The organism is Paenibacillus sp. ACRRX (genome assembly GCF_022346885.1).
Taxonomy (GTDB): Bacteria; Bacillota; Bacilli; order Paenibacillales; family Paenibacillaceae; genus Paenibacillus_B.
The window spans coordinates 1-10,463 of sequence record NZ_JAKRNK010000018.1; the positions used below are offsets into that span (position 1 = coordinate 1).

Genomic DNA, 10,463 nt, shown 5'->3' on the forward strand with positions numbered 1-10,463 from the left:
GACAGAAGTCGCTCTGTGCTTATTACGTCGCAGAGGGTGAGCTGACGGTAGGCGAGTTAAGAGCGGCGCTGGCAGAGGAATTGCCAAGTTATATGATTCCGTCGTACTTTGTACAGCTGGAGCGGATGCCGCTTGCGCCAAATGGCAAGCTGGACCGCAAATTGCTGCCTGCTCCTGAAGGTCTAATTAATATCGGCACGGTCCATATTGCGCCACGTACACCGCTAGAGGTAAGACTTGTTCAAATCTGGCAAGAAGTGCTTGGTGTTGAGCGTATCGGGGTGAAGGAAGACTTTTTCGAATTGGGTGGACATTCGTTGCGTGCTACTACGCTGGTCAGCAAAATACACAAAGCGCTTCATGTTCATTTCCCGCTGCGGGACGTATTCCGGTTCTCTACGCTGGAGGCAATGGCGAGCGCGATCGAAGGGCTGGAACAGCAGCAATTCCATGCTATCCCAACAGCGGATGTCAAACCATATTACCCGCTCTCTTCTGCGCAGAAACGAATTTATATTTTGCATCAGATGCAGGGGGCTCAACAAAGCTATAACATGCCAGGTGCCATAACGATCCGGGGACATCTCGATCGTAATCGCTTGGAGGCAGCATTCCGTGAGCTGATTGCTCGTCATGAGACATTACGTTCCGGCTTTGAAATGGTAGAGGGTGAAGCCGTGCAGCGAATTCATCCACATGTTGAATTTGCAATCGAGTATATTCAAGCAGAAGGTGAAGAGGTTGAACAGATTGCTTCACAATTCGTTCGCGATTTCGAGTTGGAGCAACCTCCATTGCTGCGTGTTGGATTGATTGAAATTGCCCTAGAACATCATCTCTTGTTATTTGACATGCATCATATTGTGTCTGATGGTGTTTCAATGGCGATATTGGTTGATGAATTTACCCGTCTTTACAGTGGGGAACAACTGCCGCCGCTCCATATTCAGTACAAAGACTATGTCCAATGGATGCACATGGAATCGCAGCATGAACGTTTGAAAGACCAGGAGGCTTATTGGCTGCAGAAGTTGGATGGTCAATTACCGTTATTGGAATTGCCTACCGACTATGCAAGACCTGATCAGCGCAGCTATGAGGGCGATAAGCTCCAATTTGTCATCGATCTCGAGCAGAGCGAGCAATTACAGCGTCTAGCTGGCAATGCAGGAGCCACGTTATACATGGTCATGCTTGCGGCTTATACAACATTGCTGCACAAGTACTCGGGACAGGATGATATGATTGTCGGCACGCCAATTGCGGGCAGAACACATTCGGATACAGAACCGCTCATCGGGATGTTTGTTAACTCATTGGCGATTCGTAATTATCCGCATGCAGATAAGAGCTTCAGCTCTTATCTGGAAGAGATTAAAGCAACCACTCTTCAGGCGTATGAGAATCAAGATTATCCATTCGAGGCGCTTGTAGAAAAGCTGAAGGTCGCGCGCAATCCAAGTCGGAATCCATTGTTTGATACGATGTTTATTTTACAGAATACAGAAAACAACAGTGTCAGTCTGGGCGATCTGTCGGTCGAGCCTTACAATCAGAACCATTCTGTCGCGAAATTTGATCTTACATTAGAAATTACCATGGAAGACGGGCTGATGAGTGGACATTTCGAATACTGCACCAAGCTGTTCTCAGCAAACATGATGGATAATTTTGCTGAAGACTTATTGAATATATTATCCCAGATCTGTGAACAGCCTGATATTCGGCTTGGGGAGATTCAATTAAGTGGAGTGACGGAGCACGAAGAAGTGCTGGAAGCCGAAATTGACTTTGCTTTCTAAACAGAAGATCGACTTCCTCGCGTGTATAAGGAATTTATATGGAACGATGAAGAACTAGTGTGATGTTGTTTATCCTAGGGTGCATGAGGTTGCTGCTTGACTGCATGTACCCTGGGATAACAAGCTCTTTCACAGTTTTGCCCGATTAGAGAGGGGAGAAGATCAGAATGGCATTTGATAAAGAAATCGTTTTTTGGCAGGCAAAACTCGATGCTGAAGATACTCCTACGACACTACCATACAATAAGCCTCCAAGCAGCGAAGCAACTTCGTTTTATTCCATTTCAAACATATTGCCAGCCCATACTTCCCAACGAATTATCCAGATGGCACGGGGCTCTAACATGGCAATTTACATGATCTTGCTGGCAGGCGTTCAAAGTCTGCTGTACAAATATACGAATGAAGAAAAGATCGTTATAGGCATGCCGATCGTACCGAAAGTGGATGACACTAGGCGTCCGATCAACCATGTGGTCATCCTTAAAGATAAAGTGGATGTCGACACTACTTTTAAATCGTTACTTTCCGCACTCAAGTCAACGCTACCTGATGCTATACGTCATCAACATATCCCTTTTCGTATGATGACAGAACAGCTGCAATTACAAGCCGTAAACGCATTGCCTGTTGTAAATACGATGGTTGCTTTGAAAGAGATACATACCATAAGCTTCACACAACATGTCGTAGCAGACTTGTTGTTCCAATTTGAGCTTGAAAACGATCAAATTCTTCTAAATGTAGTCTACAACGAGAACGTCTACTCTTCAGACTTCATTGCACAGATTATCAACCACTTACAGCACGTATTCACTGCAGTATTGTCCGATCCGGAACAGAAGCTGAGTGAAATGTGCCTACTCTCGGAGCTAGAAACCACAAAGCTGTTATTTGAATTTAATGATACGTTTAAGGAAAATACGCGCGAATATACAATTCACCAATTGTTTGAGGAACAAGCAGAGCGCACGCCAGATGGGGCTGCTGTTGTATATGGTCAGCAACAAATGACTTATCGAGAGTTAAATGAGCGGGCGAACAAGCTAGCCCGAACATTACGTGCAGCAGGTGTAGTGCACGATCAATTAGTTGGTATCATGGTCGAACGTTCGCTGGAAATGATGGTGGGTATTCTGGCCATTATGAAAGCAGGCGGAGCTTACGTGCCAATTGATCCCGAATATCCGCAAGACCGCATTCACTACATGTTGGAGGACTCAGGCGCGCAAGTACTTTTGCTGCAGGGTCATCTGTGTGATCGTGTCTCTTACAACGGTCGTATCGTGGATGTGAATAATGAAACCAACTATGATGTGGACGGTACCAATCTTGCAAATGTTGCGGACCCGACAGATTTGGCCTATGTCATATATACATCAGGAACGACTGGCAATCCAAAAGGGGTTATGATCGAGCATCAAAACATAGTCAATGCATTGCTGTGGAGGAAGCAATTTTATGCACTGGATACTGCTGATCGAGTGCTGCAATTGTTCTCGTTCTCTTTTGACGGTTTTGTGATGAGTACGTTTGTATCCTTAGTGTCAGGCTCTAGCGTACATATGCTGCGAGAAAAAGAATCAAAGGACCCACTTGCTTTGAGTACGATCATGACAGACTCGGGTATCACACATTTTATTTGTGTGCCGAACCTGTACGGTGCGCTGCTTAATATCGTGAACGCAGAATCTGCCTCAACACTACGCAAGGTGACATTAGCTGGTGAGAGCGTCAGCCCATCACTTGTGGCCCGAAGCCAGCAGTTGCTTCCACACGTAGAATTATTTAATGAATACGGTCCGACTGAAAATAGCGTGGTGACTACGTGTTCCAGAAAGCTGGAGCAAAATCAGCCTATTACAATTGGTACCCCAATTTCAAATACGCAAGTCATTATCGTGAATGCACTCGGCCAGCTGCAGCCGTTAAACGTTCCAGGGGAATTGTGCATTGCGGGTCAAGGATTGGCCAGAGGCTACTTGAACCGCCCAGAGCTTACAGCTGATAAATTTATCGAGAACCCTTTTGCTCACGTGTATGGCGACCGTATGTACCGGACTGGCGATTCAGCCCGATGGCTGCCCGATGGCACGATCGAATATTTAGGACGCATTGATCATCAAGTAAAGATTCGCGGTTTCCGTATCGAATTGGGAGAAATTGAAGCTAGTTTCCTGAAGATAGATGATGTCAAAGAAGCCGTTGTAATTGCTCGACCAGATGACAATGGACAGCAAGCGTTGTGCGCCTATTATACAGCTGATCGCAACCTGACTGTAAACGAGTTGAGAACTGAACTAGCTGTTGGACTGCCTAGCTATATGATCCCTTCTCATTTTGTGCAGTTGGAGCAGCTTCCGCTAACGCCTAATGGCAAGCTGGATCGTAAATCTCTCCCTGATCCGTTGGATAGTATCGTAACTGGCACGGAGTACGTTGCGCCACGAACAGAACTGGAAGAGCTGCTTGTTCAAATATGGCAAGAAACTCTTGGTATAGCTGTAGTAGGCGTAAACGATAACTTCTTTGAACTTGGCGGTCACTCTCTGCGTGGTGCTGATCTCGCAAGCAAGCTGCATAAAGAGTTAGGTGTTAGTGTGCCGCTGCGTGAATTGTTCAGTTCTCCAACGGTTGCGGAACTTGCTCAATTGATAGGTGGTAAGGAGCAGCAGGAGTACAATGCAATTGCTCCAATAGAAGCGAGAGATTTCTATCCAGTCTCATCATCGCAGAAGCGGCTATATATTTTGCAGCAGCTAGAAGGTGCGGAACAGAGCTATAACATGCCAGGCGTCATGCTGCTTGAAGGCGAGCTTGATCGTGATCAATTTGAAGCTGCATTTCGTAAGCTGATCGCACGCCACGAGACGCTGCGTACGGGATTCGAGCTGGTAAACGGGGAGCCTATGCAGCGCGTGTACCGCGACGTTGACTTTGAAGTGGAGTATATGAAGGTTAGTGAGGCTGAGGCTGATCAGACTGTTCGTGACTTCGTTCGTGCATTTGATCTGCAAACACCGCCACTGCTGCGAGTCGGTCTGATCGAGTTGGCAAATAATCGACATATTCTTCTTTATGATATGCATCATATTATTTCTGATGGTGTGTCGATGGGGATCGTGGTGGAGGAATTTACCCACTTGTATGCAAACGAAGTGCTTCCTGAGCTGCGCATTCAATACAAAGATTATGCCGTATGGCAGCAATCAGCAGCGCAGCAGGAACGGATGAAGCAGCAGGAAGCATTCTGGTTGCAGTCATTCAGTGGCGAGCTGCCGATACTTGAAATGCCGACGGATCATATGCGGCCATCGATACAAAGCTATGAAGGTGATACGTTTGAATTTACGATAAAAGGTGAGATTGGCACGGCGCTGCAGCGTCTTGCGACAGATAACGGGACTACACTGTATATGGTGCTGCTCGCCGCTTACACTGTATTGCTGCAGAAGTATACGGGGCAGGAAGATATTATTATAGGAACTCCGAATGCAGGCAGAACACATAGTGACATGCAGCCGCTTATCGGGATGTTTGTTAGTACGCTCGCGATCCGCAATTATCCAGCTAAAGAGAAAACTTTCTTATCCTACCTCGAAGAAGTTACACAGAATGCATTACGTGCATTTGAGCATCAGGATTATCCATTTGAAGAGCTCGTTAACAAGCTTCAAGTCCCACGTGACATGAGCCGAAATCCACTTTTTGATACAATGTTCTCCTTGCAAAATGCAGCTGCAGGCAATGATTTCGAATTGCCGGGATTACAATTGAAACCCTATCCAAGCGAGCACAACATATCGAAATTTGACTTGACTCTGGACGTTGCTGAAGGGGCCGATGGATTTGCATGCAGCGTGGAATACGCAACTGCTTTGTACAAGCGTGACACCATCGTAAGGATGACGAAGCATTTTGTAGAGCTGCTTGATTCCATCGTAAACGAGCCTGCTACCCCAATCGCTGCACTTGGCATGTTAACCGATGAAGAACAAGCACAGATCCGCTTTGTTTTTAACGATGAGTCACCAGAGATACCCCAAGGAAAAGTGGTACATCAACTATTCGAAGAGCAGGCGGCACGTACACCAGATCATATCGCTGTAGTACACGAAGATGGACAACTTACGTATCGTGAGCTTAACGAACGTGCGAACCGATTGGCTAGGACGCTGCGCGGGAATGGTGTAGAGCCTGAACAATTGGTAGGTATTCTGGCAGATCGCTCATTGGAAATGATCGTGGGTATTATCGCGATCTTGAAATCAGGCGGAGCTTATGTGCCGATTGACCCGAAATATCCAGAAGATCGTATCCGCTATATGTTGGAAGATTCCAATGCGCGTGTACTTATTACGCAGCGACATCTCCAGGAGCGTATCACGTTTGACGGAGTATTGGTGATATTGGACGACGATGCATTTTATGATCAAGACGCTTCTAATTTGGAATCCCATAATACGCCTGAGCACCTAGCCTACATTATCTATACATCAGGAACGACTGGCAAGCCCAAAGGCGTCATGATTGAGCATAAACAATTAACGGTGTTAGCGCGTGCGTGGGAACGTGAATATCATTTGCGTGATGAAAATATTCGTTGGATGCAGTGGGCCAGCTTCTCCTTTGACGTGTTCTCGGGCGACCTCATTCGTGCACTTTTGCATGGTGGGGAACTGATTCTTTGCCCAGAGCAGGCTCGTGCAAATCCAGCAGAAATTTATCATTTAATCCATAAACATGGCATTCATATGTTCGATTCAACACCATCTCTTGTCATTCCTTTGATGGAATATGTGTACGAAAATAAGTTGGATATTAGCAGTCTGAAGCTTGTTGCTGTTGGTTCAGATTACTGCCCAACAGAAGAGTTCCAGAAGCTGATTGATCGATTTGGTTCACAAATGAGAATTATCAATAGCTATGGAATAACAGAAACATGCATAGATGCTTCCTACTATGAGCCTAAGACTCAGGAAATACCACGGACACTGCCTATTGGTAAACCATTGCCAGGGGTGACGATGTATATCTTGAACGACCATCATTCGCTTCAGCCGCTCGGCATTATTGGTGAATTATATATTGGAGGTCCTTGTGTAGGACGTGGATATTGGAACCAACCTCAACTGACAGCTGAGAAATTTGTTGTGAGTCCTTTCCATGATGGAGAGCGACTCTATAAGACTGGTGATCTCGCAAGATGGATGCCGGATGGGAATGTGGAATACTTAGGACGCATCGACCATCAAGTTAAAATCCGGGGGTACCGGATCGAAATCGGCGAAGTGGAATCTAAGCTGCTCAAGCTAGACATCGTGCGAGAAGCCGTAGTTGTAGCACGTGAAGATAGAAATGGTCAAAAAGCATTGTGCGCATATTTTGTGGCTGACAAAGAATTAACGGTCAGCGAGCTCCGAAATGCCTTGGCAGAAGAGCTGCCAACTTATATGATTCCGTCCTATTTTGTGCAGCTAGAGCGTTTACCGCTTACGCCAAATGGAAAGATTGACCGCAAGTCTTTGCCTGCTCCAGAAGGCAACGCACATACAGGTACGGAATATGTTGCTCCTCGTACAGACGTGGAAGCGGCGCTCGCAACCGTATGGCAAACTGTATTAGGTACAGATCGTATCGGGGTGCTGGATCATTTCTTCGAATTGGGTGGAGACTCCATCAAGTCGATTCAAGTGTCATCCCGTCTGCATCAGGTCGGTTATAAGCTAGAAATACGGGATTTATTTAAATACCCGACAATTACGCAGCTAGCTCCTCATATTCAAGCAGTCGGTAAGGTTGCAGATCAGGGAGAGGTGTCTGGTGAGGTTCCATTAACGCCTATTCTCGGCTGGTTCTTTGAACAGCAAATGGAAGACCCGCACCACTACAATCAATCGATCATGCTGCATCGCAGGGAGGGGTTTAACGAAGCGGCGCTCCGCAGCACATTACAAGCGATCGTTACGCATCACGATGCATTGCGGATCGTGTTCCATCACTCTGATCAAGGCGAGCACACCGCCTGGAATCGGAAAGTAGGCGACGGCGAACTTTATAGACTGGATGTTCGTGATTTCACAGGCGATCCGTCCTGCAATCAAGCAATCGAAGCATTAGCAAATGAAATTCAAAGCGGCATCGATTTGTATGCTGGCCCATTGGTAAGGGCCGGGTTAATGCATGCTGACGACGGAGATCATTTGTTAATCGTGATGCATCATGGCGTCGTTGACGGTGTCTCCTGGCGCATTTTGCTGGAGGATATTGCATCAGGCTATGAGCAAGCGTTAAAAGGTGAAGTACTTCGTTTTCCTTCTAAGACCGACAGCTATCGTGTGTGGGCTGAACAGCTTGCCGCACATGCAATCAGTCCAGCAATGGAACGGGAATACACATACTGGGAGCAAGTAGAGCAGTCGAAGTCTGCCTCGCTTCCTAAAGATTATGATGCCGAACTATCCTATCAACAGGACAGTGCATCAGTAATCGTAGAATGGAACGAAGAGGATACCGAGCAGTTATTAAAGCATGTCCATCGTGCTTATAACACGGACATGAATGACATTTTACTGACGGCGCTTGGTATTGCAATGCAGAAATGGTGCCTCAATAGTCAGGTGCTTGTTACATTGGAAGGCCATGGGCGGGAGTCGATATTACAAGACGTTGATATTTCCCGTACAGTTGGCTGGTTTACAAGTGAATATCCCGTGCTGATTGAAGCGGAGCCAGATAAGGGTTTGTCCTACCAGATCAAAAAGACAAAGGAGAATTTGCGAAGCATTCCTAACAAAGGCATCGGTTATGGAATTTATCGATACTTGTCAGGCAAGCGTTCGGTTGTCAATACTTCTGTGGCCAAGCCGGAAATCAGCTTTAACTATCTCGGACAGTTTGATCAAGACTTGGCAAACAATGATATGGAAGTATCTCCTCATTCAAATGGTTCGGAAATGAGTATCCGTCAAGTTCGCGGTTACACATTGGATATTAATGGTATGATTTCTGGCGGTGTACTAATGCTGGATCTTAGCTACAGCAGCAAACAATATCGCCATGACACGATCGAACAGTTGGCGAGTCTGCTGCGTCAGACCTTACGGGATATCATCACTCACTGTACAACAAAGGACCGAGTAGAATTGACACCAAGCGACGTGTTGTTGGACGGTCTCAGCGTTGAGGATTTGGATCAGATTGTAGGTCAGACGAGCTCTATTGGAGAAGTTGAGGACATCTACATGTTAACGCCGATGCAAAAAGGCATGTGGTTCCATACGGCTATGGATCGACAGGCAGGCGCTTATTTTGAGCAAACTCGGTTTAACATCCAAGGTGAGCTTGACGTGCAGTTGTTTGCTAACAGTCTTGATTCGCTGGCGAAGCAGCATGCGGTGCTGCGCACTAATTTTTATAGTGGCTGGAACGGAGAACTATTACAGATTGTTTATCGAGACAAGCATCTTGGGTTTATTCATGAAGACCTGAGCGATATGCCGGAGCAAGAACGGCAGGTGCATGTTGAGACTTTGGCACAAGCAGATAAAGAACGCGGTTTCGATCTGGAACGGGATGCGCTCATGCGTGTGCTGGTTATCCGCACAAGCGACAACAGCAGCCATGTGATCTGGAGCTCGCATCATATTCTTATGGATGGCTGGTGCTTGCCGCAGTTGACGCAAGAGTGGCTGGAAACATATGCTGCTGCCGTACAGCAGCGCGAGCTCAAGCGAACTACGGTGCCGTCATACAGTCAATATATTGAGTGGCTAGGCCGTCAAGACAATGTAGCAGCTTCCCAATACTGGTCCGAGTATTTATCGGGGTATGACCAGCAAACGATACTGCCGCAAGGAAAATCACAAGTTCGCAGCGACGGATACACCACCGAGCATATTGTGTTTGAACTGGGCAAATCATTAAGCTCAAATATGAGTCGTGTAGCGAAAAAACACCAGGTAACGTTAAATACACTGCTGCAAGCCGCTTGGGGTATCATTTTACAAAAATATAATGGTACTGATGATGTGGTCTTCGGAGGTGTCGTATCGGGTAGACCGGCTGAAGTTGCTGGTATCGAATCGATGATTGGATTGTTTATTAATACAATACCGGTCCGTGTTTCCTGTGAAGCGGAAACGGACTTCGCCGGGTTAATGGAGCGGATTCAGGAGCAGGCGTTAGAGTCAGGTCGTTACGATTATTACCCATTATATGAAATTCAAGGAAGAAGTACGCAAAAACAAGATCTGATTAATCATATTCTCGTATTTGAAAATTACCCTATGGAAGAACAAATGGAGCAGGCAGGCGACGAGCGAGGCCAACTGATGATTACAGATGTACAAGTCGCTGAACAGACCAACTATGATTTTAATCTGGTTGCGATGCCTGGTGATGATATTATGTTCCGAATCGAATTTAATGCGAATGTGTATGACCGGGACAGCATGGAAAGGCTGCGAGGCCACCTCGTACATGTGCTTGAGCAAGTGACGGCTAATCCGCGTATTGCCGTAGGCGAACTAGAGTTGGCGACCGCTGATGAGAAGGCGGAGCTGATGAAGTCGTTTAACGATACGGCGGCCGATTATCCGCAAGATCAGACGATTCACCGGATGTTCGAAGAGCAAACAGCTCTGACTCCGGATGCGATCG

Annotated in this window: 2 protein-coding genes; both read left to right on the forward strand. The window is 46.5% G+C overall.

What is annotated here, in order from left to right; all coding sequences use genetic code 11:
* Positions 1-1,802, forward strand: a 1,802-nt coding sequence (locus MH117_RS26245) for a condensation domain-containing protein (RefSeq protein ID WP_239334055.1), incomplete at its 5' end; no start/stop codon positions are given.
* 167 nt (positions 1,803-1,969) lie between these two features.
* On the forward strand, positions 1,970-10,463 hold an 8,494-nt coding region (locus MH117_RS26250; RefSeq protein WP_239334057.1), incomplete at its 3' end, for a non-ribosomal peptide synthetase.